This window comes from Cerasicoccus frondis (genome assembly GCA_031296915.1).
Lineage (GTDB): Bacteria > Verrucomicrobiota > Verrucomicrobiia > Opitutales > Cerasicoccaceae > Cerasicoccus > Cerasicoccus frondis.
Window position 1 is genome coordinate 114,343 of sequence record JAVDPC010000003.1, and the last position, 23,971, is coordinate 138,313.

The 23,971-nt window shown below is 54.6% G+C and carries 16 protein-coding genes; 9 read left to right on the forward strand and 7 right to left on the reverse strand.

Annotation, left to right across the window (positions count from 1 at the left end):
- Window positions 1–206: 206 nt before the first annotated feature.
- Entirely contained in the window at window positions 207–1,256 is a 1,050-nt protein-coding gene (locus tag RBB63_RS03285) for a LacI family DNA-binding transcriptional regulator (RefSeq protein WP_309381046.1), read from the forward strand.
- Between the two features lie 8 nt (window positions 1,257–1,264).
- Here RBB63_RS03285 and RBB63_RS03290 read toward each other — a convergent pair whose 3' ends face one another.
- Together RBB63_RS03290 and RBB63_RS03295 are read right to left on the reverse strand one after the other, a co-directional pair.
- Window positions 1,265–1,723, reverse strand: coding sequence for an acetolactate synthase (locus RBB63_RS03290; RefSeq protein ID WP_309381048.1), 459 nt, complete (start codon window positions 1,721–1,723; stop codon window positions 1,265–1,267).
- A gap of 142 nt (window positions 1,724–1,865) precedes the next feature.
- On the reverse strand, window positions 1,866–2,378 hold the full coding sequence (locus RBB63_RS03295) for a glycine cleavage system transcriptional repressor (RefSeq protein ID WP_309381050.1): 513 nt from the start codon (window positions 2,376–2,378) through the stop codon (window positions 1,866–1,868).
- A 332-nt stretch (window positions 2,379–2,710) separates the two neighbouring features.
- Between RBB63_RS03295 and RBB63_RS03300 the strand changes: the two genes are divergently transcribed.
- From RBB63_RS03300 to RBB63_RS03315, 4 genes are all read left to right on the forward strand, one after another.
- The gene (locus RBB63_RS03300; RefSeq protein WP_343219115.1) at window positions 2,711–3,676 is read left to right on the forward strand and encodes an acetylxylan esterase; all 966 of its coding nucleotides are present in this window, start codon (window positions 2,711–2,713) and stop codon (window positions 3,674–3,676) included.
- A gap of 39 nt (window positions 3,677–3,715) precedes the next feature.
- On the forward strand, window positions 3,716–4,552 hold the full coding sequence (locus RBB63_RS03305) for an esterase family protein (protein ID WP_309381054.1): 837 nt from the start codon (window positions 3,716–3,718) through the stop codon (window positions 4,550–4,552).
- 118 nt (window positions 4,553–4,670) lie between these two features.
- The gene (locus RBB63_RS03310; protein ID WP_309381056.1) at window positions 4,671–5,219 is read left to right on the forward strand and encodes an ester cyclase; all 549 of its coding nucleotides are present in this window, start codon (window positions 4,671–4,673) and stop codon (window positions 5,217–5,219) included.
- Between the two features lie 5 nt (window positions 5,220–5,224).
- Entirely contained in the window at window positions 5,225–6,010 is a 786-nt protein-coding gene (locus RBB63_RS03315) for a class I SAM-dependent methyltransferase (protein ID WP_309381058.1), read from the forward strand.
- Between the two features lie 2 nt (window positions 6,011–6,012).
- Here the strand turns inward: RBB63_RS03315 and RBB63_RS03320 are convergent, their stop codons facing one another.
- Window positions 6,013–6,612: a class I SAM-dependent methyltransferase gene (locus RBB63_RS03320; protein ID WP_309381060.1), complete on the reverse strand. Its 600-nt coding sequence runs from the start codon at window positions 6,610–6,612 to the stop codon at window positions 6,013–6,015.
- Between the two features lie 212 nt (window positions 6,613–6,824).
- On the opposite strand from RBB63_RS03320, the gene RBB63_RS03325 reads away from it, so the two are divergent.
- Window positions 6,825–9,878: a valine--tRNA ligase gene (locus RBB63_RS03325; RefSeq protein ID WP_309381062.1), complete on the forward strand. Its 3,054-nt coding sequence runs from the start codon at window positions 6,825–6,827 to the stop codon at window positions 9,876–9,878.
- A gap of 284 nt (window positions 9,879–10,162) precedes the next feature.
- On the opposite strand, the gene RBB63_RS03330 is transcribed toward RBB63_RS03325, so the two are convergent.
- On the reverse strand, window positions 10,163–11,365 hold the full coding sequence (locus RBB63_RS03330) for a hypothetical protein (RefSeq protein ID WP_309381064.1): 1,203 nt from the start codon (window positions 11,363–11,365) through the stop codon (window positions 10,163–10,165).
- Between the two features lie 91 nt (window positions 11,366–11,456).
- On the opposite strand from RBB63_RS03330, the gene RBB63_RS03335 reads away from it, so the two are divergent.
- The 3 genes from RBB63_RS03335 to RBB63_RS03345 all read left to right on the forward strand — a co-directional run bounded on the left by RBB63_RS03335 (window position 11,457) and on the right by RBB63_RS03345 (window position 17,152).
- Entirely contained in the window at window positions 11,457–14,822 is a 3,366-nt protein-coding gene (locus RBB63_RS03335; protein WP_309381066.1) for a mechanosensitive ion channel domain-containing protein, read from the forward strand.
- A 90-nt stretch (window positions 14,823–14,912) separates the two neighbouring features.
- Complete coding sequence (locus RBB63_RS03340) at window positions 14,913–15,302, forward strand: response regulator transcription factor (RefSeq protein WP_309381068.1); 390 nt, start codon at window positions 14,913–14,915, stop codon at window positions 15,300–15,302.
- Window positions 15,299–17,152 carry a GspE/PulE family protein gene (locus RBB63_RS03345; RefSeq protein ID WP_309381070.1) on the forward strand — a complete coding sequence of 618 codons (1,854 nt, stop codon included), beginning with the start codon at window positions 15,299–15,301 and terminating at the stop codon, window positions 17,150–17,152. Before RBB63_RS03340 ends, RBB63_RS03345 begins: the two co-directional genes overlap by 4 nt.
- Here RBB63_RS03345 and RBB63_RS03350 read toward each other — a convergent pair.
- The 3 genes from RBB63_RS03350 to RBB63_RS03360 form a co-directional block, all read right to left on the reverse strand.
- On the reverse strand, window positions 17,149–20,208 hold the full coding sequence (locus RBB63_RS03350; RefSeq protein WP_309381072.1) for a hypothetical protein: 3,060 nt from the start codon (window positions 20,206–20,208) through the stop codon (window positions 17,149–17,151). The genes RBB63_RS03345 and RBB63_RS03350 overlap by 4 nt on opposite strands.
- Before the next feature lie 248 nt (window positions 20,209–20,456).
- Window positions 20,457–22,007, reverse strand: coding sequence for an exosortase/archaeosortase family protein (locus tag RBB63_RS03355; RefSeq protein ID WP_309381074.1), 1,551 nt, complete (start codon window positions 22,005–22,007; stop codon window positions 20,457–20,459).
- A gap of 126 nt (window positions 22,008–22,133) precedes the next feature.
- Window positions 22,134–23,909, reverse strand: a complete 1,776-nt coding sequence (locus tag RBB63_RS03360; protein WP_309381077.1) for a hypothetical protein — start codon at window positions 23,907–23,909, stop codon at window positions 22,134–22,136.
- Between the last annotated feature and the right edge of the window lie 62 nt (window positions 23,910–23,971).

The window sequence follows — 23,971 nt, forward strand, 5'->3', positions numbered from 1 at the left end:
CGGATGTTCCACCGAGACCTTATCTTCTGTTATAAGCGTGATGCGGGCGCTTAATTCTTGCTCGCAGCTGGCCTAAAGAGTCGGGGCAGCGGCGCTGTTGATATCATCCAGTTGATTTTGTTTTTTCTGAAACAAATTGCAGTGGCGTCCAAAATAACGATTGTTTTGTTAGGCAGTTCTATGTTGTTAGTTATATCGTTCTACTCATGAAGACCAAACGCAGAGCTACTATTCGCGATGTCGCCCAGGCGTCAGGCTACTCCATCTACACGGTATCGTCTGTGCTTAACAACAAGGGCGACATTAGTGAAGCGACCAGTGAGAAAGTCCGGCAGGTTGCGCGTGAATTGAACTACGACCTTTTGGGGAACGTTTCGGCGGCTCGGCGTATGACCACGCGCTCAATCGGCATCGTCCTGCCCGAGGCTGGTTGCATGCATGATGGATTTTACAACCGTGCTGTATCGACCTTTCGCGCCATCGCTTCCAACCGTGACTACGATTGCAAACTGTTTGCGGAGGAAGATATCACGCGTCGCTTGGACCCCTCGAAGAGCGGTGGCATTTACTCGCTGGGTTGCAAAGGGTTGGTCGTGTTTTGCCCCAAAGGCGAATATAAGAACTACATCGATGAGCTGTTGCGCAATGGCGTGGCGGTCGGGTTAATTCGGCGCAAGAATCCGAAGTTGGACGGCTTGTATCAGGCGCTAGACAATGACGAGGCATCGATGCGGGTCTTGCTCAAGTATCTTTATGAGCAAGTTGGCAGCCGTCGCATGGTGATGATGTCCAATCGGAGCCGTTCCAAAGTCTTAAGTGCGCGTGAGAAAGCATTCGTCAAATTTACGGCAGAGCATCTGGCTGATGGCGACCACATGATCGCCATCGAAAATGATTTTGCTGAAGACGCGGCGACTCTGGATGCGTTTTTCGCATTTCTGCGTCAGTCCAAAGAATCAGGGCAGACGCCCGTGGTGTCATGCTGGTCAGATTCATCTGCGTCTCGGCTGATGACGCTCATGCACCGTAATGGTTTTCGGGTGCCGGAAGATGTCATGATCACCGGTTATGACAATGATCCGTACTCCAGCCATGCGGACATCACCACCATGAGTATTCCAATCGAGGAGATGGTGACAGCTGCGTGCCGTTATCTTTTTGAGTACCGGGAAGAGGGGGATCTGCCAGAAGCCAAGACCCAGCGCTTTAAGCATGAGCTGGTGGTGCGAGGCAGCACGAACTTAATCGGCGCTTAGTGACGGCTTTAACGGGCGAGGTCGTTCAGCTTGAGCACTTTAATGCCGCTTGAAGTCAGGATGTCTGTAGCCATGTCGTTGTCTTCCAAGTGGAGGACGAGGCCGCACTTGCCCTGTGGGCGCATCAACATCGGATAGGTGTAGTGGATGTTGATTTCGGTCTGGGTGAGGGCGCAGGTGACATTGCGGATATCCTGCTCGGACTCGAATTCGACGACCATGACTTCATTGAGCGAGAAGGAAAGTCCCTGTTCTTCAAAGAGCGACTTGGCTGCCTCCCAATAATCCGGAATCAGCCGGATAATTGCGCTGTCCGTCGTATCGACCGTGCATATGGAAAGGATGTGGATGTCATGCTGAGCTAACTGCATGATGATGTCGTTCAATCGACCGACTTTATTATCCGCAAAAATGGAGAATTGCCGGATATAGTCATCACCCGGGCTGCGCAGTACTTCGGCACTCATAAGTTTATCTGTTTAAACAGCTTAAAGCAGATTTTAAAGCATAAAGTTTCAGGCGCGGAGAATCGCATGGCACTGACTAAGAATGAATCTATACGCCTTCAGTCCGCAACCAAGGACAGCCTTATTCACTCGAATCAGCTAGCTAACGAGCAAGCTTGAGGTCGACCATCAGGTCGCTGGCAATGGATTCCAATTCTTCCTGAATAGCGTTACGCGCATCTTCGTTTCCACCGCTGAGTCGCATTTTGGCGCGGAATAGTGGTGCGCCGGAGTCTGGCGCAGCTTCCGTGGAAGTCGCTAATTCTTCGATATTGACGCCAGCCACCGCCAGTGCGCGGCTGATCTTTTGCACGATGCCCGGCTGGTCGCTGCCAACCAAGTCCAGGCTGAAATACGGGCCGGAGGGGCTGGGCGCACGCTCTTCGATATGCATGGTCAGTTCCAGATCGGGAACTTCACGCAGGGCGTCGCACAACGCTGCGGCTTGCTCGGTTGCGACGTGCACTTCCAGCAGGCCAACGAAACGTTGGGCCAGGTGCGCCATGCGGCTTTGTTCCCAATTGCCGCCATTATCGGCGATGACACGGGCGAGACGCTCCACCAGGCCGGGCTGGTCGCGTCCACTGAGGGTAAGAATCAACGAGGAGTGGCTCATGGTTTGATGGGAAAGGAAAAAGGAAAAAGATTAAAGGAAAAAGTGGCGTGGAGGTGGTTTAGAGTGGCGAGCCTTTTGGCGCTTTCCAAACCAAACCCCACCAAGCATAGCGTAGCGCCCGAAGGCTACGCGCTCCATATCGCAAATTTGTTCAAGGGCCATGACTCCACGCCACTTTTTCCTTTAATCTTTTTCCTTTTTCCTCCCGCGCCACGGCGCGGGCTCTCATTAAACTTTTTCATGCAAATTTGACGATCTGGTAGCATAATTGCTCTTGCTGGGCGATTGTCTTGCCAAGTGCGCCGATTTTGGCGTCTTTTTTATTCTCCAAGCTGATGGTTCCGACCAAACATCCATTTCCGTTCGATCCAACGTATGGCTACACGTTGGAGACTTTGTTGGAGATCACGCCTCCGCCGGAGCCTGAAGGTTTCGTCGAGTTCTGGAAGGGCGCTTATGAGCAAGCCATGAAGGTTCAGCCCAAAGCGAGCGTCGTCGATACTGGCGTCACTGAGAACGGTTGGCGCTTATTTGACGTCTATTATACATCCACCAATGGTCAGAAGATCGGCGGTTGGATGGTGGTTCCGGCCAAAGGCAAGGTGCGGCGCGGCTTCGTGGTTGGCCATGGCTATGGCGGGCGGGGCAATGGCGATACGCATTACCCGCTGGACGAATCGGCGGTTATTTTTCCGTGCATGCGGGGGCAATGGTCGCGCAGCATGAGCCCGCCGATCTCCCACGAGGCGCGATGGCACGTGCTCCACGATATCGACAAGCGAGATCGCTATGTGATTCGCGGTTGCGTGGAGGATACGTGGATCGCCGTTACGGTTCTGCTAAATCTCTACCCACAAATCGCTGGGCACATTGGTTACTTGGGCGGCAGTTTTGGCGGTGGTCTGGGCGCCTTGGCTTTGCCTTGGGACGACCGTATCAGCAAGGCGCACTTACGGGTGCCGACTTTTGGCCATCATCCGATTCGCCTGCAATGCCCAGGGCAGGGGAGTGGCGAGTCCGTGCGGAATTTCGTCAAGAAATACCCGGGCGTCGCCGAAAAGACTTTGCCATACTACGATGCGGCCATTGCCGCGACGCACATTAAGATTCCGACGCATTCCGCCTGCGCGCTCTTTGATCCCAATGTGTGCCCGCCTGGCCAATTTGCAGTCTACAACGCGCTCGCCGGCCCTAAGGCGCTTTATGTCCAGGACGCTGGCCACTTTGCCTACCCACAGGAGGCTAAGCAGAGCCAGGAAATCATGGATGAAATTTGCGCATTCTTCAAAGACCTTTAACCATTCTAAACCGACCACCACCTGACCACCACACTGCGAATGAAAACAACTGCCAAGGCGCCAAAACCAAAAGCAGCTTCCCGCGCCAAGCGGGCCAAGGCTCCTACTAAAAAAGCTGAGCCTGAAATGATCGATACACGCCCCGAGATAAAGCGTGAATATCACAAGTGGCTCAGCCCGCGCCTGGAGCGTGACATGGAGTTGCTCGTGTTTGGCCACTCCGGAACCAAGATCCTCATGTTCCCAACGGCCGGCGGCACGTTTTACCAATACGAAGACCTGCGCATCATCGACCGTTTGCGCGACAAAATCGCCGCTGGCCACGTGCAGGTTTACTGCTTGGACTCGATTGACGGCGAGAGCTTCTACTGCTGGTGGGCGGAACCGCGCGGGCGCATTGAGCGCCACATGAAGTATGAGCAATACATTCTCGAGGAGGTGTTTCCGCTCATGGAATACAATTCTCCCGGCGCGCCGGTAATCTCCTTTGGCTGTAGCCTGGGCGCCTACCATGCCACCAACATTGCGCTGCGCCACCCGCATCTGTTCTGCAAACTGTGCTCATTCAGCGGTCGTTTCGACCTGACGACGCACATGAACGGGTTCCGTGATCTCTTCGATGGCTACTACGACCAGGATGTCTATTATCACACGCCAGCGCACTTCATTCCCAACTTACGCGATCACAACGTGCTCGAAGCCATGCGCCGCATGGACATCCAGATCGTGATTGGTCGTGAGGACGCTTTTTACCGGCATAATGTCGACTTCAGCACCAGCCTCCGCCGCAAGGGCATCCCGCACAAGCTACACACATGGAACGAAGAAGCCCACCGTGGCTACTACTGGCGCCGCATGACAAGCGCCTACGTATAAGTTGCGCCTCGCCGGAGGCGGGATGCTTGTTGTGGCATTTTGGTGAACTTGGTGAGACTGCATCACCTGCCTTGGCTCAGGGCTTGATGCGAAACGAAGTTATCGCTAGATGATTCCTATGACTGAACGGCAAGCACAGTTGGAAAAACTCTGGCAAAGACACATCGACACCGAGTTTACAGAAAAAGATGAAACTGCGGCCGTCGATACCATGGTGGCAGACTGCTACGTGAACCATGTGCCGGTTATCACTGGCGGTGTGGGGCGAGAGCACGTGGAGTATTTTTACGGCAAATATTTTATTCCGAACATGCCGGACGACGTAGAGCTCGTTCCCGTTTCACGGACCATTGGAGACAATAGTCTGGCTGATGAATTTATCTTCAAGTGTACGCATTCGGTCCGCATGGATTGGCTGTTGCCCGGAGTCGAGGCAACGGGCAAAAAAATCGAATTGGCCAAGGTGGTTATTATTCAGTTTGAGGGAGACAAGCTGGTCAGCGAGCATATTTATTGGGATCATGCGTCCCTGCTCGTACAGGTGGGCTTGCTCGATCCGAACTTGTTGCCGACGGCCGGGGCTGAATGTGCACGTAAGGTGTTGGATCCGTATTCTGTGCCCTCAAATGCGCTCATTAGACGCTATGTTGACGATCCTAAGATTTAAACTCGATGCCTCACGATAATTGGTCTGCCTCAGAATACGCGGACGCTTCCTCCCTGCAATGGCGGCACGCGATGGAGGCGTTGCGTTTCATCGAGTTCAAGCCGGATGCCGCCATCTTGGACATCGGTTGTGGCGATGGGAAAATCACGCGTTGGGTCGCGGAGCAGGTTCCGCAGGGGCAGGTTGTTGGCACGGATTTAACTGCTGACATGGTGCGCTTTGCGAATAAGCGGCACGCGGGGGTTCCCAATCTTTGCTTCGAGCAAATGAGCGGTGAAGCGCTGACTTTCGACGCCGCATTCGACCACGTCATTTCCTTCAGTTGCTTTCACTGGATGCGGGATCAGCCAGCTGTTTGGGCTGGAGTCCACCGTGCGCTGAAACCGGGAGGCAAGGCGTTGGTTGGGTTTCAGGCGAATCAAGAACACTTCTGGACGACGGTTGAGGCAGTTGTGAATTCAGCTAAATGGCGCTCCAGCTTTGACGATTTTTCTGATCCCTACAACCACTTCACACTCAGTGAGATGCGAAGTTATATTGAAGGTTCCGGACTGTTCCTGAAACGCATTGAGGAAATCCACGCGCTTGATGAATGGCCTTCGCGTGAGCATCTATTTCAATTCCTGCTGAGCTGGGTTCCGCAAATTCGACATTTGCAAGGCGCTGAACGTCAGGACTTTGCCCAGGAAGTTCTGGATCGTTATTTGGAGTCCATCGATCCGGAGATGCGGCGGCGTCACGCGATGCGGATGCGGCGATTTATCATCGTGGCGGAGAAGGCGCTCCAGTAGCGTCAGTTGCCGTTTTGCATTTCCATAATCAGGACTGGATATGGCATTGGGCGAAACAGTCTCGGGTATTCGTAGACCGTTACATCGGAAAAGACGGTGCGGGCTAATGCTTCAAAATCCTCACGTGGGCGAACAAACTTGCCACGGTCCATATTGAGAAACGTTTTTTCCAGCCAGGACTCTGACGCGAGGTGACAGCCGTCGAGCGTGAACATCTTTGCGCCTGGCTTGAGGGCCTTCGCTCCCACGCTCAGCAGGCCGAGCACCTGATCGTCTGGCAGGTGGTGAAGCACGCCCGTGCTATGAACGACATCAAATTGCCCGGCTTCTAAAAAGTTTTCAGTCGTGAGTATTTTACAGGTATACTGCCCTGGTTGCTCGCGATTGGCCTGCTCGATATACGCTTCGGACGGATCGTAACCATGGTAATCAACGTCGGGGAAGAAACTGCGCATGGCGCCGGTGCCGCAACCGATATCGAGCACCCGCTGTCCAGGCTGAGGCCGCACATGTTCGCGAATGAAGTGCTCGCGCGCCCGCGTGCCGCCTGCTACCTGCTGAAACCAATCATAGACCTTCGGTATTTCGAGCAATTTCTTCATTATAAAGTGCTCAGATGTTTCGCCGCTTAAGTGGATACGTCAACGGGGAATTCTCTCTTCTTAGCCACCCATTGCGCGTGACCGTTTACTGCTGCCGATTGAGGGCTGTGATTCAGATGAAGTTGTGAAATGCGCATTCTGGGGAGTGAAAATCGTAGCTTGCCCCTCACGCCTCGACTGCCACACTGGCTCGTTTTCAAATTTCTCGAGCCATGTCCGATCTAGCCAAAGCTTACGAACCAAAAGCCGTTGAAGAAAAGTGGTACGCCCAGTGGGAATCTGCCGGGTGCTTTAAAGGGCAACTTCCAGTTGCATCGGAGACGGAGGGCGGCACTGCGTCACCTGAAGCTCACAGCATTGTCATTCCGCCGCCCAACGTCACGGGCGTGCTCCACATGGGCCACATCCTGAACAACACCATTCAGGACATCCTGACGCGTCGCGCGCGCCAGCAGGGCAAGGCTGCGGTGTGGGTTCCCGGCACGGACCACGCGGGCATCGCCACTCAGACCCGCGTCGAGAAGAAGCTCCGCGAGCAGGGCAAGACCAAGTGGGACCTTGGCCGCGAAGCCTTCATCGAAGAAGCCAAGCAATGGCGCGACGAGCATGGCGGCATCATCCTCAAGCAGCTCCGCAAGCTGGGCGCCTCCTGCGACTGGGACCGCACCGTCCACACGTTGGACGATGGTTACTCCCGCGCCGTGCTGACCGCATTCGTCGAGCTCTACCACAAGGGCCACATTTACCGCGGCAAGCGCATGGTCAACTGGTGCCCGAAGAGCCTTACCGCGCTCTCGGACGAAGAGGTGATCATGAAGCCGCAGAAGGGCTTTCTCTACAAGATGAAGTACGCCATCGCCGAGCGCCCGGGCGAGTTCGTGGAGATTTCCACCACGCGCCCGGAAACTCTCATGGGCGACACCGCGGTGGCGATCAACCCGAACGACGAGCGCTACAAACACCTGCACGGCCTGCACGTGATCCGCCCGTTCCCGGAAGCGAAGATCCCCTTTGTCCTCGACGAACACGTCGACCTGGAATTCGGCACCGGCGTGCTGAAGGTCACCCCGGCGCACGACCGCGCGGACTTCGAGATCGGCCAGCGCCACAACCTCGAAGTCATCGACGTGCTCACGCCGGACGGCAAGATCAACTGCCCGGACTGCCCTGAGCTCCATGGCAAGGACCGCTTTGAAGCCCGCAAGCTCGCCGCCGATATGCTCGAGGAAATGGGCCTGCTCGTCGACCGCGAGAAGTACGAGAACAACGTCGGCTTCTCCGAGCGCGCCGATGTGCCGATCGAGCCGCGCCTGAGCGACCAGTGGTGGATGAAGTATCCGAAGATCGAGGAAGCCAAGCAGGTGGTCCGCGACGGCAAGATCAAGTTCTACCCGGAACGCTGGACGAAGACCTACCTCCACTGGCTGGAAAACATCCAGGACTGGTGCATTTCGCGCCAGCTCTGGTGGGGCCACCGCATTCCCGTTTGGTACGCGAAGGGCATCGACCGCAACGCATTGAGCGACGAAGACCTCAAGGACCCGACCAAGGTATTTGTCGGCGTCGATGGCCCCAGCGACCCCGAAAACTGGGAGCAGGAAGACGACGTCCTCGACACTTGGGCATCCAGCTGGCTGTGGCCGTTCGGAGTGTTTGGCTGGCCACGAAAATGGTCGGATGCAAAGCTGCTTAAAGCGTATCAAGGTCCAGCATATGACTGGGATGGTAATATCACTGATGTCGATTTTGCAGAGGGGCAAAATGGTTTTTTTGCATATGACCAAGAGAAGAAACGTCTACAATTTGGCGACGCAGAGCAATCGGATGGCGTTTTCACTGTCATTCACGAGAAGCTTGGAAAGCGTATCGGTATACCAGTCAATCTAGATGAGGTAGAGATTGGGCCAGGTTCAGATGCTCAGATATTGTCTCAGAAGGAACTCGACTTCTGGTATCCCACTCAAGCGCTGGCGACGGGCCCGGACATCATCTTCTTCTGGGTGGCGCGCATGATCATGGCGGGCCTCGAGTTCATGGGCGAAGTGCCGTTCAAGAACGTTATTTTCAACGGCATCATCCGTGACGCGCAGGGGCGCAAGATGTCGAAGTCGCTGGGCAACTCGCCCGACCCGCTGGACCTTATTGAGAAGTTCGGCGCGGACGGCCTCCGCCTTGGCATGCTGATGATCGCTCCCAAGGGCGCGGACATTCTCTTCTCCGAAGACCGCATTCAGCTGGGCCGTAACTTCTGCAACAAGCTGTGGAACGCTTGCCGCTTCCGCTTGATGCAACAGCCCAATGTTGCTGAATTGAAGACTGATCCCAACGTATTCGATATGGGAGACGTTGGAAATATCCTGTCATCGATGAATGCGAACAAGAGGGATCTGGATTCCATCATTGGCCGCCTGGAGTTCGACAAGTTCGACGCCGATGACCACGCAATTCTCGCCAAGCTGCTCGACGCGCTGGCGGGCTACGATGCGTCGTTTGAGACCTACGAGTTCAACCGCACGACGGACACGCTCTACAACTTCTTCTGGAATGACTTCTGCGACTGGTATGTCGAGGTGTCGAAGTCCAAGGCGCAGTCCGACGAGCTTCGCGGCAATTGTCTGGCTATTCAGGACCTCTGCCTGCGGAGCGTGATCCAGATGCTGCACCCGATCACGCCTTTCATCACCGAAGAGCTGTGGTCGACGCTGGGCTTCGGCGAAGGCTTCATTCATGAGACGACGATTCCAACCGCTGACGGCCTCCGCGCGCAGCTTGCCGCTGCCGGGGTAACCCTCGATGCGGCCGCGATTGCGGAAGTGGCCAAGCTGCAGGACTTCGTGAATCAGGCGCGCGCGCTCAAGGCGCAATACTCCTTGGCCGCGAAGAACGACGTGACCTTCTTCCTCGTCGCCGATGAGGGCGACAAGGTGGTGGTCGATTCGCACCTGTCGAAGCTGCGCAAGCTCGCCGGCGCGGGCGCGATCGAGCACCGCGACGATGTGCAGAACATGCCGGCCATGGTGTCGCAGCTCGGCACGCTTTACCTGGACCTTGCGGGTAGCGTGGACGTCGAAGCGGAGATCGCGAAGATCGACAAGCAGCTCGTTGGCCTGGACAAGGCGATCAAGGGGGCGGAAAACAAGCTGATGAACGACAAGTTCGTCAACAACGCCCCAGCCGAAGTCATCGACGGCGTGAAGCAGACTCTCGCGGACAACAAGGCCAAGGCCGAGGAACTACGCAAGCTCAAGGCCGGCTTGGCAGGTTGATTTACGCAGAGAAATTTAGCCGCGGATGCACGCGGATAAACACGGATGCCATCAGCACGGAGCTGGTGGCGTTTGTTTTTTGTATAAGGGCTAAGTCTGCGAGCTCATCGCGTATGCGTCGCTTAGGCATGGACGCTGCCAGATCAGAGCATGCTCAGCTCCGCGTCAATTCCTCGGCGAGGAACTGCCAGTTCCTCGGTTAGGAATCGCCAGTTCCTCGGCGAGGAGTAGCCAGTTCCTGGGCGAGGAATCGTTAGATCCTCGGGCAGACTCAGGTAGATGCTTTAACTATCTTCAACAGGGGCCCAGGTAAGCGAGCAAAACAAGACGGCGTCGCCGAAGAGGAAGCCGGTAAAATATTCTGGGTCGATTTTCACGCCTTGCCAGAACCAGCCGCCTGCCATGGCGCTTAGGTCCATGTATTGCGCCATCATGAGGAGCGGTTCGCGAAAGGCAAATTGCTGGCAGAGGCGGTCGGCTATTTCGGTGTTCTCTGTTGCGAGAGCTGCGCCAATCGCCATGCCCGTGGCGCTCAAACCCATATCCATCACGATTGGGCCGGAGTCATTGTCTTCCCAGCCGGCGACTCCCTGCGGGTACTCGTCGAAACCGTAGAAATTGCCGACTTTGCGCTCCATTGAACGACGGACATTGGAGAACAACTCTTGGGCGGCTGGTGGATCGACTTGGGCGATTAGTTGGACGCGCATCATCAAATCACAACTGCGGGGTGGCTTGGGTTCGGTCGGATCGCCAAAGCCCGCAATGCTGTAGGGGAGTTGAGTCGCGGAGTCTGTGGCATTGGCGTCAATCCACGCTTGATGTCTAGTCCAGAGAGTGTCGACGGAGACGTCGGGCGTCAGTTGAGGCGCCAAGCGTAAGCCGAGTAAGCTCAAGACTGTGTCGGAATTCCAGGCATAGGTTGGGTAGGAGCGGATAGGGCCGCCCTTCGCCTCCTGCAACGCATTCGCCAGTAGTCGATTTACATGCCTGTGGCATTGATCGAGGTCTGGATCCGAGCCACCTGCACGGTGATATAGGCCGAGTGCAATTGACACGGTGCTGAGCGTCGTTGCCTGGCGTTGGTAGTCCTCCAGGTTCAGTAAATTTTCACCCGGCGCTTTAACTATCTTCGCCGCGATGGGGAGTCCGTGCTTTAAGTATTTTTGTGCGTGTTCCAAGTGTAGACGCTGGTTCGCTGGGTCACTGACCGCAAGTTGAGTGAACGCTATCGCGGGCAGGAAATACGGGTAAAGGTGACCTTCAGGAAAAATGCCACACTCTCGGTCTAGTCGCTGCTGGTAGGCGCGGGGAGTCGTGCTCCAGCGGGCGAAGTTACGCTGCATGAGGTCAATGGCTCGTTTACGCTGTTGGGCGCCATTGACTGTTTCCAGACTTGGCAGGGATGGGAAGGCCGTCGCTGGGTTTTCGGCGCAGAGCAGATTGGTCAAAACCAGGAGAAGGCAAAAGGGCGGAAACAGGCGCATGAGATGAAATGGTGTCACTAACTAGACTTTAGCGACAATTCGTTGTTCCCAAGGTTTGCCAAAGGGGATTGTTTCGATCTAGCCTATCTCCATGATCCGAGGGATTTTAGGGAATCCAGGCGCAAGCTGCTGGCGTTTGTGGTTTTCGGTGGCGGCTATTCTGCTGTTGGCCGGATGGCCTGAGCGTGTGCGTGGGCAGGAAGCAGCCGTGGTCGAAGCGGTGGCGCAAGCTGTCGATCAGCCGTCTACCGATGAGTCCACGGATGATTCTGAAGAGGTGGACACCATCGTCAGCAGTGACGCGAACGAGCTCACGATTGATGACTTGAAGCAGCAGTTGGATAAGCTGCCTGCTCCGACGAAGGATGCGCCCGCGACTCGCGAATACAACGATTTGCAGTCTGCTCTGGACCAGCTCAACCAGGAAAAAGACTGGCAGGATAAGCTGGCCAAGCTCAAGCAAAGCATGGCTGCCAAGACCAGCTATGACTCAGACTTGGCCAAGGCGAAGCAAGACGCGGATTCGCTGAAAAGCACGCCTTTGCCTGAGACGTCGGAAGACAGCGAAAATGCGCTCAAGGCGCTGGCCCCTCAATTGGACGAGGTCAACGAGCGAGTGAAGGATTTAAGCGGTTTGTTATCCAATGCGCCGCAGCGTCGGCTGGAGCAGACTCAGCGCCTCAATGCGCTGAAGTCAGAAATGAATGATCTGAAAACTTCGGCGCAAGGCACGGATACAGCGGCGATCCTGGCCAAGGCCAAACTACAATCCGCCAGCGCGGAATCGGATTTTCTGGATTTATCCATTGCCTCGACTGACGCGCGAAAGAGCTCCTTGTCGATGGAATTGGAGATCGCCAAGACGCGTCAGGCGTCCCTCAAGGAACGCAATGACTTGCTGTCAGCTAACCTGAAAAAGCTACGCGCCGCCGACTTGAAAAAACAAGAGGCCGCCATGCGGGAATCTGCACGCAAGGCCGCCATGCAGTCACCTGCTCTGCAGGCGCTGGCCGCGAGAAATGAAGACCTGCTCCAGCGCCGCAAGGATCTGAATCAGTACCTCAATCAAATTGGGCATCGTTATGAGCATTATCAGGAGCAATCCGAGTGGATCAAAAAGCAGCTTTCGGAGATTCAGGAGCGGGTCAGCATTTCAGGTTTCTCACAAACAGCGGCTACGATCATGCTCAAGGAACTTCGCCGTTTGCCGCACGTTAAGGAGTTGGAAGACGAGCAGGATGAGTTGGAAGAAGAAGTCCGCGCCACACAGTTGGAGCTTTATGATCTGCCTCAAGATTTGAACGACTCTCTGAGCGCAGAGCAGCAGTTTGTCGCATTGGGCATTGAACTGACAAAGGACGAGCTCGCCTGGGTCAAAGAACACGAAGACCTGGATGTGCAGCAGCAGCTCTTGCAGCAAAGTCGGGAAATTGTCTCCGGTCTGCGCAAAGACGCCAACGCCTACTTCGAGGCATTGCTGGCGACGGACTCGGAGATACTGGCCACGATGCAGGCAACAGATGATTTCCGCAGTTATGCTTCCGAGAATATCCTGTGGATACCCAGTCGCGACGTCATGTCCACCAAGGACGTGACGTCCTTGCCCGGTTTGGTTGGCACGGCCCTGGATGAGTTTACCTCACTGCTGGATGTTGTCGTGAAGGGGCCCGTTCTACGGACGGTCGCCTTCGTCCTCATTCTCGGGTTATTGACGACGCTGACTCGCTACTGGGTGAAGGTCACGCAGGTGGAGCGTCAGTTGCCAGCGAGCATTGATAAGATCGGGCGGACGCTGCGTCTTGTCGTGTTCGAAGTGTTTGTGGCGTTGCTGCCGATGACGGTGCTCTATCTCTTGGCATGGGTGCTGGATGATCCCCAGCTCAATGGGAGCCTGTCATCCGCATTGGAATTCACCGCGCACACCGTGGCGACGGCGACGTTTTTCCTGACGCTGCTTTACCGCATTACGCGCATCAACGGCCTTGGGCAGAATCATCTGCGCTGGCCGCGTTTTGTCTGTGTGCGGATCAACATGGCGGTGAAGCGCTTCCTCGTTCCGGCGCTGCTATGTGCCTTTGTGTCGATCTTACTGGATAACTACGCGCAGTTTATCGACACGATTTCCGGCACCCGGATTGTGCTCCTGCCGTCTTTTATATTGTCGTTGCTGGCCTTGCACACCGTCTTTTCTCCCAAGTATGGCATTCTCTCCAAAGGCGACACCGTTTGGACGCGGACACCGTCGCTGCGTTGGGGGCTGTATTTATTTTTGATGTCCTGGCAGCTGTTCCTGTGCACGCTGGTGGTGAGTGGTTACATGCTGGGGGCTGTGATGCTGTGGGGGCACACCTTCCGAACTTTGTGGTTGCTGGCTCTGGTGTTCATCCTGAAGGGGCTGGTGGAGCTTTACCTGGAGATCCAGCAGTTCAATGCGCACAAACAAGAGCGGGCGGAGCTGGCTTCCGGTCAACTGGCCGCAGCGCAGGAGAAATTTGATTTCGAGCTGGATGACTCGATGAAGCAGGTCATCAGCTTTGTCCAGTGGATGTTCATTTTGTTGGGAGTCAGCGCGATTTGGGCGGATGCCTTTCCCTCAATGCGCAAGCTGGGCTCACACCCGCTGATAACCTTTCATGACGAACCGTTTTTGACGCTGGGGCAGGGGGGGATGCTCGTATTGTGCGTCGTGACAACGGTCATGCTCGCGCGCAGTTTGCCGCGGCTTTTTGAGATCATCATTCTGCGCCGCATTGCGTCGATTGACCCCGGTAGCAGGCATGCGTTTTCCACGCTGATCGCCTACCTGGTTGTGGTCATTGGCGTGATCTGGGCCAGTCAAATTTTGCTGATTGAGTGGGGAAATATTCAATGGCTCGTTGCGGCGATATCAGTGGGGCTGGGATTCGGAATGCAGGAGATTTTCGGCAATCTCGTGGCGGGGATTATCCTGTTATTTGAACGCCCGATCCGTGTGGGTGATATCATCACGATCGGCCAGACAACAGGTAAGGTGACGCGCATTCAAATGCGTGGCACCACCATCATGGAGTGGGATCGGCGGGAGTTGATTGTGCCCAACAAGGAATTCGTCACTGGGCAACTGACGAACTGGACGTTGAGCGATACGCTGACGCGTCTGACGCTGAATGTCGGCGTGGCCTACGGGTCGGAAATCACCAAGGTGAAGGAGCTTTTACTTGAAGTCATCCGCAAGGACCCTCGTGTGCTGGAAGACCCGGCGCCAGCAGCTTTTTTCAAGCAGTTTGGCGAGAGCTCATTGGACTTTCTGGCTTTCGCTTACCTGGGAACACTGGATGACCGCCTTGGCGTCACCAGTGATCTTCAGCAGGGAATTTACGAGGCGCTGAGTGCTGCAGACATTAAGATTCCATTGCCTCAGCGGGACATTCATATCGTTGATGGACCGGTAGATTGGCCAAGCAAGAAAACAGGGTAAAAGCTCAATGCAGCTTGCGGTTTCCCCCAAAATGGCTTTTCGTTTTTTTAACTAGAAGCTTTAACAAATTAGCTTTACTTCAGAACTGCTATGTCGAGTACCCACTCCGCCCTGATCGTCGATGATGAAGGCCACTTGCGCACAATGCTGCGCACATTACTGAAACGCATGGGCATCACCAAGCTCTACGAAGCCAGCAATGGCCAGGAAGCTTGTGAAGTCTATCGCACGAATACACCCACGATGGTCTTGATGGATGTGAACATGCCAGGTATGAATGGGATTGAGACTTTGCAGGAATTGCGCCGAACGGACCCGGACGCCGTGGTGGTCATGATGACATCCATGACTTCACGTAAGATGGTGGAGGCAAGCATCGACTCCGGCGCCGCTCACTTCATCCGTAAAGATACCCCCATGAAAGAAATCGAATCCATTATTCGCGATATCCTGGCTTCGTGCGAAGGGAGTGGCGCATGAGTGACGGTTCACTTGCCCCCTCGCAAAAGCTCTACTCGTTGGCTGAACTCTCCGCAAGTGTTGAGCGAGAGCGTCGGCAATCTGCTTTTGCAGACGAGCAGGTGGATCAACTGGAAATTAATCGCCTTTTTGCGGCTCGTCGCGGTCGCACCAAAACCAGGCCCGCGCCGCCCGTTCAAGCAGAGACCAAGCTGGAGCCTGAAGCGGAAAAGTTGCTGACGGAAGCATTGGAGTCTGGCGACGTTTTCATGCTGGATCGTCTCGTTGAGGATAAGTTGATTCCCAAGGGCGTCGCATGTCGAAAATGGAGCCAGCAGGTCGGCTACCCGCACGTTGATCCGTTCCAAAGCATTGTCACGCCGGAAGCGATTGCCAGCGTCCCCTTGGAGATTGCGAGTAAGGCCTCGACGTTGCCTCTCTATGTTTTTGATAATGTGCTTACGGTCGCCATGGCGACGCCTGACGATGTGGCGCTGGTCAAGCGTCTGGGCGCCATTACGGACCTGGAGATTAGCCCGGTCTTTTCTTTGCCAGCGGATATCAAGGCGGGCATCGCCATCCACTATGCGCCCAATGAGAGCATCGAGAAAAGCATTGAGGCATTTGAGCAGGTGCATGGCAACATTGAGCAAGCGCTCGAAAGTATGGGTGAGCAGGAAGCAGCTGACGCCAAGCCCATTGCCGGGATCCTCGACGCCGTGCTCCACTTGGCTATTCGCGAGCGCGCATCGGACATCCACCTGGAGCCTTTTGAGGTTGGCGTGCGCATTCGCCTGCGTATCGACGGCAAGCTGCACGAGATGCGGTATTACTCACACGCCGTGCATCGCGCAGTGGCGGCTCGCCTGCGGGTGCTGTGCAAGGTGAATGTCGCGGAGTCGCGTTTCCCGCAGGACGGTCGTTTTTCCATGCCACTGGGGTCCGGTGTGGCTAATTTTCGTATCTCTATTCGTCCCGTAGCCCGCGGGAGTAATGTGGTGATCCGCATATTAGGTTCATCGGGGCGTCGCCGTTTGATGTCGCTGGACAGTATGTTGATTTCGTCCGACATCCTCACGCCGTACCAGCAAGTCATCAAAAGTCCAAACGGCTTGATCTTCGTGACCGGTCCCACTGGCTCGGGTAAGACATCGCTGCTCTATGCGTCACTCGAATGCATCAACAACGGCGAGATCAACATCACCACGATTGAAGACCCAATCGAAGTGGAAATCCCCGGGATTGCGCAAAGCCAGGTGAATTCCCACATCGATCTGACGTTTCCGCTCTTGTTGCGCTCGATGCTGCGACAAGACCCGGACGTCATTCTGGTGGGCGAAATTCGTGACCTCGAAACAGCGCGCATCGCGACCGAAGCCGCTTTGACGGGGCACTTGGTCTTTGCGACTTTGCACACCAATAACGCGATTCAAGCGGTTGTGCGGTTGATTGAAATTGGCATTGAACCCTACATGGTGGCTCCGTCGATCAATGCGGTGGTTGCCCAGCGTCTCGCGCCCCGGCTGAACCCGCGTTACCGTGAGCCCTATGTGCCGTCTTCCACTGTGCTGAACGAGTTTTTCCACGATTGGATGGATGTGCCGGACTTCACGTTCTACCGCCCGCGCAATGATGCGGACGGCGCGCGTTTTGGCTTCCAGGGGCGTATCTCCTTCCATGAAATCGCAATAGTGAATGACCGGATGCGTTCGCTCATCGGGGCGAACGCCGGCACGATGGAGCTCCGTGAAGCCGCCGAAGAAATGGGCTATCGTCCCCTCCGCTACGACGGTCTGAAGAAGGCGCTCCTTGGTCTAACCACCATAGAAGATATTGCCCGCGCCACCCCACAGGAATGGCAAAGCAGTTAAAGCTGTTCGTAAATGTAGCCGTTTGGCCCAGCAGGTAATTCGAGCTCTAGGCTATTGTTAAAGTTACCGGGGCCTTTCGCTGCCTTTACGCGGCTCCACTTGCCTGGAACCTCAATTGACAGTTTGCCGCCAGGGCTTGTCGCGCTGGTGTCGATATAAAGTCGCTTGCCGGTTATCCGGAGGCAGACTGGCATGTCAGCTTTAATGCTGACATGCTCCCACTTTGCTTCCCCCGGAGCGCCCAGCGCCAGCCATTGCTCGCCTTTGCGAAGTTTAACGGAACCGGCTGTTCCATTGAAGCTGACTTGGTCCAGGCTTGAGCGTTCGGCTTTATCCGAGAGGAATACGTAGTCTTCACCTGATTGGTGGCTGACATGAATGATGTGTTGGTCGTCGTTGACGTCGAATTTGGGCGATGCGTCATCAGGAAGCTTGGGGAAGAGCGCGACGAAGTAAGCGCCATCGTCGGGACGTTGCAGGTGGAAAACGTCCTGATACTGGGTTTGTTTGCGGTCAATCTGGTCGTTGCCGCCATAGCGCAGTGTGTTGCGGGGCGTATTGTTGGGAGATGCGACGAAATACTCCAAATTGACGCCAAACTGACCGTGCGCCGTAAAGCGATTGGTATCGGGTAATGGGCGGGTAGGCAAAATTTGCTCCCCTCCTAGTTTGCTGGAAGTTTCTTCTCCTGTGGGGGTGATGCCGTTTGAGAGCGTCCAGAATTGCCAGGCAGTGGGCTCCCCTCCGCTCGTCGTGTCGCGAACAACCAGGTAGGCTGGCGTGGTAGGGGCAGAATCTTCACGAATGAAGGCGACTTGGCGGTCGACGGTGAGCTTGTCCGACCGGGCTTTTTTCAGCTTTGGGTATTGAGGTAGATGGGGAGGGAGCCAGTTTCGCTCGTCGGGTTTTATGTTGGTGCGCACGGTGCGGGCGTAGTCCATCCCGGGCAGTGTGGCAAAGGCGCTGAAGTCAGTGCTGGTGTAGTAACCGAAGGGGCTCCCTTTATCGCCCGGTTGATAATTGCGCGCCAATTGAACGCCCTCGCTGAGTAGCTCATGCCTTTCTTTGGTGCCAGTAAACAAGGTGAAGCAAGTGCTGATCGGTTTGCCGAGGGCATACCACTGGGCGATGTCCGTCACGCTGGGCGCCCAGATATCCAGATTGCGGATGGAGTCGACGCCAGCCAGGAAATTCACGAAGCTTTCCTTAGGCGTGTTAAAGCCCGCTCGAAAGACGACCCCGAAGTCTGGGAATTGCTCGCTATGCCATTCGGGCGCTTGCTGTGGGAGAGTCTTGTCGACGTAATAATATCGGAATCCGCCCAGCCGGTAATCTCCAAGGTAACTGGTGTAGTTTGTCTGCGCCCACAACCACTGTAATTTAGCAGAAAGTTCGGGGTCGGCTTGTGCATACATGCGGGCGGCAATTCCGATCGTCGACATTTTCTCACTGGAGACTCCACGGCCATAATTAGCGGTGACGCGGACGCCGCCTTTTTCTGGATTCGGCGGGGTATAGAGCTTCGCAAAATAAGTGATCAGGCGCTTCAGCCGTGGATCATTGGTGAAATCCCGGTAGCCAGCGCGTTGGGACGCAATCGTGAAGCTGACAATCGCTTCCAGACTTACGTTGCCGTAGTGCGAACCTTCGGGGACCCACTCGCCGCCGGGGCCTACTTCATGGTCGAGCCAATGATCCAGCCAGTCCGCAGCATAGTTCGCCCATTGCTCGGACATCGGATGGTCGCGAAGCACACAGGCCACGACGCCCAGTGTGAGGATGTAAGAGCAGTGCATATTGGGGTTGCCTGAGCCGTACCCGCGCTCACTGGACCAGCACATCGGGTCAGCGAGCAGGTAACCCAGATACGCCATTTGCGCGCGCATGATGCGACGTTCGTCCTTGCTGATCCAGTCTGAGTCAATCAGCGCATCATACATGCCAGCGACGCCAATCGCTTTGCGCATGACATCGTAATTGCCAAGCAATCCAAGCTGATCACTGAGTTTCTTGACCACTCGCTTCACTTGGGAATCTTTTGAATTAGAATTGAGGGACAGGACCAGCGCCGCCCAGTCGGAGTGTTGAACTTGGATTTCTTTCTGCTTTTTCGCAACTTCGTCTGCATCGAGGAAGAGCAGGGGATGTTGATCGCTTTCCTGCCATTCCAGGGTCATGGCCTGAATCTCCTCCAGCTCACGGCCAATGACTGGCTGTCCGTTTGCGACAGCCCATTCGCGTACGCCCGTGGAGCAAGGCGCGGTTAGCTCGATGCCGCCATCTGTAGCGTAGTTGACGGGCATACCGCTTGCCTGCCAGCCAGCCCACATTTTCTCGATCATAGGCAGACTCCAATCTTCCTGGCCATAGTAGGTTTGCATGGCGACGGGTTTGACCCAGTCTCCGGGCATTCGCGAAAACAGCGCTAATTGCTCTTTGCCATTATCGAAATCCAATCGCCAGGGATTCTGCGGGAACAATGCTAAGAGGCTGGTCTTCGGACTGAGCTGAATTTGATTATTTTGGAGCGAAGCAACGTTGATTTTTTTATCACTGCGCGCCCACTGGCCATAACCCTTTGGTTGAATCACTGTGGGCGCGCCTTGGATGGCTGGCAGATTAAAAATAACTTTCGTCTCCGGGTAATTCCCACTGACTGCCATGCGCCAGTAAACCGTGTTGTCACCCGCAATGATGGTGGCGGTAAACGAGGCGTAGGAACCATCTTGGAATTGGTAGCTGGTGCGCACTTTGGCGAAAACCGAACCACTCGCGATCACCTGACTTTGCCAGCTTTGAATGGGGCCAGGATTCGACCAGATGCTAGTCTTCGACAAGGTTCCTTCCTTAAAACGGAGTCCCAGCAGGGGGGGCGGGGGGGAGTCGGAGCCTTGTCCAAGTGGAAATTTCGCACTTAGCTCCTTGGTGCTGATTTCAACGCTCGCTCCACTTTCGTTGATGAGAAGGTCGGGTTTCGCGATATTGCCTGATGCCTGCTCTAGGTTGTAAGTTGCCGAATCATAAGGCTTAAGCGGGCTGGTGATGAACCAAACCACATCGCCTTCTTGTTGATGAGAAATAGGGCTCCCTGTATATGCTATCTGAAATCTATCTGGCGCGTCCGCAGGGAGGTTAACGTGAACCAATTCAGGACCGTAGTTCCGGCCGAGTAGCTCTTCTATTTTAAAGTCTGCTTGTGCACATTGCAGGCTTAGAAGCAGAAGGATAAGGGATCGGAGGAGTTGATAGCGCATGAAATTTTTCTTTAAAGTGCGCCCCTGGGAACGATGGCTGAGCTTGGTCGTTAGCTACTTGGCTGCTCTTTGACCACCTTGTCCAGGAACTGGTAGAGCGTCTGGTCGATGTCTACCTGCTCGGGCGCATTCACGCCAATGAGCAGAAGCTGATTCGTAAGCATGCTGTTCTCGTCGATCCGCTCCCAGAAATTCTCGTAGGTCATGCGCCATTTCTGCGACCAAGAGCCTTTTGCTTGCTCATAGAATTGGTCGTATTTCTCAGTGCTGACGGGCAGCATCATGCTGCGGTAAACTGCAATCCTTTGGGCGCTAATTGGGTTCAGGAATTCATAGTCTTCGTAAACAATGTCGCTCCATGATCCCTTCATGTTTTGGACTTCGACTTTCTTTGTTTGCTCAAGTCCATTAACCGTGCCCATGCAGACTTCTGGCGTGTGGGCATTGGCCCGCATGAGAGGATAACCATCCTCCCAGGACACAAAGTAGTAGGTCACCAGGCTGTTGTTGATGAGGAACTGGCCACTGAGAACTTCATCGGTTTCATAAATGTCCTTTACCAGGTCATTTACTTTCAACTGGCGATGCCAAGGGAGCTGCCTGAGTTGAGATTCATCAATACGCCAGGCTTTCGCCTTTGTCATTGCTGGTATGTCATACCATTGCCAACGGAATAACTCTACGCCGACATACGCGATTAACAACAGGGTGGAGAGCGGTAGGCAAATACCGGGGAGTTTGGCGGCTGGAGCGGTTTTGGCTGTTTGTTTTTTGGGTCCTGCTTTGGGCTCAATGATGAGGAACGCAATAAAGACCAGTGACAGGCCAATAACGAAAGTAATGGCTCCTGTGTTGTCATGCCATCGGTCATAGGCTTCCTTGCCTTCAATGCCGGTTATCCAGCCTAAGGCAAGAGCGCGAATGGCATTCTGGATAAACGAGGCGATCATGCCCGCCACTAAGAGCGCAATGCGTCGAGGGAGCGAAAATTTGCCGTATTCGCCCAAGAAGAGAGTCGTCACCAGCAGGAACTGCAGTGACCGGATTCCGCTGCAAGCTTCAGCCACTTCAACAACTGCATCACCAATGGAAATCTGTATGCCTTGCACCATCGCTGGGATGCCTAGTAGCTGGAGAGACACCGTGACAATGTGAGCGATGTGGCCCGTCAACCAGTCGCTCACGCCTAACTCGATGCGGCCAGGCCATGGAATGCACGCGAGGAAAAATAGAATCGGAAATGCATAGTGGCGCGTATAACGGCCTCCTCCCCAAGCTAATCCCCAGAAGAGCGTGAAGCCTGCGAGACAGAACCCTTCCGTCCAACTAAGCATGTGCCAGGAGCTCATTGTTTCCCACAGCACTCGTAGAACGGCGAAACCGATGAAACAGAATGCAGCAGGGATGAGCCAAGCCTTGGAGCCTCCCTCGGGGGTTGGCTCATCTTCGCCCCGCGTCCATATCAGGAATAGACTGAGCACTGGAATGCCCCAGCCATAGAAGTAATGGGAATCGGGATCCCAGAATTCGTGAAGTTGATAATAAAATGCGAACTGTAAAGCTAGAGGGAGTAGCCAGATTTTTAATGAGGTCGCATTCATCCTTAAGTCAATTTCGAGTAGTTTGCTTCAACCTGCTGCAGATTTTGGTCAGGAGCAAGCATGCACTGAAGTTTGATCCGCATGGTGAAGCCGACGAACATCCAGGCTTTGAATTGGTTTATGAGGCTACAAAGCAGCGGATTCCTTCGCTAGTGCATTGCGAAGATCACGCTCAGTTTTTAAAGGTAATTCACTTTCACTCGGCAGGAAAGTCGTGTCGCCAGTGATGTAAGCGTACATTAGCTTTTGCTGCGGATTGAGGGAATCACTCGGAGGAGGGAGCTCGGCGTTGATAGACTTGGCGATCTCTTTTTCATTACACTTTGCATAGACGTAAGCCAAGGTTCGGTATGCGGTGACATTTTTTGGGTATTCCCCAATCAGTCGCTCGAGGCGCGTGCGGCAGTAAGCTAGGTCTTTGTCATTAATTGCCTGTAAGTAGATCGTGAAATTGAGCAATTCGGGGCGCTTGCTGAAGCGCTCTGGCTGGATCTGCCGCAGTAGGATGCCGAGCTCATTTTCGAGCCCAAGCTGATAGGTGAGGATTAAGTAGCGCTCCGCAGCGAGAATGGGGCTTTCTGGTCGGCCAAACAACTCACGGTAGAAGGCGTGTTGATGGCGAGGTTCAGTATGCTTGACCAGAAGATAGTGGATGTAGTCCCAATCATTGGCGTTAGAGTTTTCGAGACTCTGTAGGAGGCGCACGGAGAATTCCTTATCGTCATGACGCTCATGGGCGATCATCGCCTGCCAGAAACGGCGCATTGCAGAGTTAATGGGCAAGGGGCGCTCTTTGTCGAAATCGAGCATTTTCTCGGCTTTATCAAGGTTGGCGTTTTCCGAGAGAATAAGCCACTCAAGATAAGCAAGCGCGTACGTCCCATTGAGGTATACTTGATCTTCAGTAATCAACTGGTCACGGCCGTAATATATGTCGTAGCGGCTGAGAACTTCGAGTGCATCTGGGATTTCCTTAGGACCATATTCCGCAATGATAGCCTCAAATGCCTCTTTCTGTGGTAGGTCGCCAATGAAGGCTGAGAGTCCATTGGCAGCAATGCGGTCTTCTTTTGTGGCCTCCGGGTGCATTATGATGATTTCCCTTAGCTGGAGGGTGGTGAAAGGCAAATCTTTGCGGGCAGACCGTGGAAGGCTTAGGGTCAACTTCGCTAATTCCAGCCCTACCGCATCGCTTTGTTCCAACTCGCTTTTCAAGGTGGAAATCGCCGAGTTTTTCAGTTTTTCATTCTGTGCTCCGATGCCGTATTCAACGTATACGCGGTGCGCCAGTGCGCTTCGGCTGTCCCCTTCAACCATTTTGATCGATTTAGACATCGCGTCCTCATACTTGTCTTGACGCAAAAGTAGCTCCAACTCCATGTCTGCTGATGTCAGACTGGCCGGGTAGCGTGTTCGCATGATGGATAGGTATTTGGCGCCGAGTCCGAGTTGTCCGAAGTTAATCGAGTGCTCGACAACCTGCGCAAGTGAATCGGGGTCGTAATCCTTGCTCTTTGCGACTTTTTCCGCCCACCAAGTCGTATTCGGGTGACGGAGTTTATCGGCTAAATCCAGCGTTTGCTCTAAGGTCTCCTGGCTATCTGGTTCGAGGAGTGAGGCTGATCTGGATTTTTCGTAAGCCAGTCTGAGTTGTTCGCGATCACGGAGTGACTGGGCTTCTTCTTTCAAGGTGGCGGCGCGCCACAGCTTAACTTGTTGAAAGAGCAGTGGGCTGGTCAACAGACCTAGTGCGAGTGAGCAAAAAATGATACCGTAAGCCGTGCGTAGATATACGTTTTTCTTTTTCCATTCCTTGTAGAGCTTCTTGGGGAAGTCCACCAAGAACTCGAGTACGGTCAGGTAGAGCTCCCATAATTCCAGAACCAGCTCTCGAGGAGTCATTTTTCGCACCTTTTTGAACCAAGTGCGCACACTTTTTGAGGTTCGTTGGGGGAGGGTGCGTA

Excerpts from the sequence above, each read along its gene's own strand:
- RBB63_RS03335 (WP_309381066.1), top strand. The coding sequence starts at position 11,457 with ATGATCCGAGGGATTTTAGGGAATCCAGGCGCAAGCTGCTGGCGTTTG.
- RBB63_RS03360 (WP_309381077.1), bottom strand. The coding sequence starts at position 23,909 with ATGACTCCTCGAGAGCTGGTTCTGGAATTATGGGAGCTCTACCTGACC.
- RBB63_RS03310 (WP_309381056.1), top strand. The coding sequence starts at position 4,671 with ATGACTGAACGGCAAGCACAGTTGGAAAAACTCTGGCAAAGACACATC.
- RBB63_RS03340 (WP_309381068.1), top strand. The coding sequence starts at position 14,913 with ATGTCGAGTACCCACTCCGCCCTGATCGTCGATGATGAAGGCCACTTG.
- RBB63_RS03305 (WP_309381054.1), top strand. The coding sequence starts at position 3,716 with ATGAAAACAACTGCCAAGGCGCCAAAACCAAAAGCAGCTTCCCGCGCC.
- RBB63_RS03320 (WP_309381060.1), bottom strand. The coding sequence starts at position 6,612 with ATGAAGAAATTGCTCGAAATACCGAAGGTCTATGATTGGTTTCAGCAG.
- RBB63_RS03285 (WP_309381046.1), top strand. The coding sequence starts at position 207 with ATGAAGACCAAACGCAGAGCTACTATTCGCGATGTCGCCCAGGCGTCA.
- RBB63_RS03345 (WP_309381070.1), top strand. The coding sequence starts at position 15,299 with ATGAGTGACGGTTCACTTGCCCCCTCGCAAAAGCTCTACTCGTTGGCT.
- RBB63_RS03295 (WP_309381050.1), bottom strand. The coding sequence starts at position 2,378 with ATGAGCCACTCCTCGTTGATTCTTACCCTCAGTGGACGCGACCAGCCC.
- RBB63_RS03355 (WP_309381074.1), bottom strand. The coding sequence starts at position 22,007 with ATGAATGCGACCTCATTAAAAATCTGGCTACTCCCTCTAGCTTTACAG.
- RBB63_RS03325 (WP_309381062.1), top strand. The coding sequence starts at position 6,825 with ATGTCCGATCTAGCCAAAGCTTACGAACCAAAAGCCGTTGAAGAAAAG.
- RBB63_RS03330 (WP_309381064.1), bottom strand. The coding sequence starts at position 11,365 with ATGCGCCTGTTTCCGCCCTTTTGCCTTCTCCTGGTTTTGACCAATCTG.
- RBB63_RS03290 (WP_309381048.1), bottom strand. The coding sequence starts at position 1,723 with ATGAGTGCCGAAGTACTGCGCAGCCCGGGTGATGACTATATCCGGCAA.
- RBB63_RS03315 (WP_309381058.1), top strand. The coding sequence starts at position 5,225 with ATGCCTCACGATAATTGGTCTGCCTCAGAATACGCGGACGCTTCCTCC.